1 protein-coding gene is annotated in these 284 nt (G+C 58.1%); it reads right to left on the bottom strand.

What is annotated here, in order from left to right; genetic code table 11:
- Positions 1 to 284, bottom strand: a 284-nt coding sequence (locus SB772_RS40140) for an ATP-binding protein (RefSeq protein WP_410838537.1), incomplete at both ends; no start/stop codon positions are given.

Below are 284 nucleotides of genomic sequence, written 5' to 3'. Positions count from 1 at the left end.
GCCGAGATCGGCAAGCATCTCGACAACGGTGGCGCGGACTTCCTCGTCGTCCTCGGCAACAAGGATGGTCTCCTGGCCACCGGTCGCCGGGCCATGGTCGCCTTCAGTCAGCAGATCTTCTTCCTCCAGAGTGCGCGGCAGATAGAGACGAACGGTGGTGCCCTGTCCGATCTCCGAATAGATTTTCACATGGCCGCCGGATTGCTTGACGAAGCCGTAGACCATGGAAAGACCAAGACCTGTCCCTTTGCCTTCAGGTTTGGTGGAAAAAAACGGCTCGAAGA

The organism is Paraburkholderia sp. SIMBA_030 (assembly GCF_046535245.1).
Lineage (GTDB): Bacteria > Pseudomonadota > Gammaproteobacteria > Burkholderiales > Burkholderiaceae > Paraburkholderia.
This window is presented reverse-complemented; position numbering and strand designations above follow the sequence as displayed.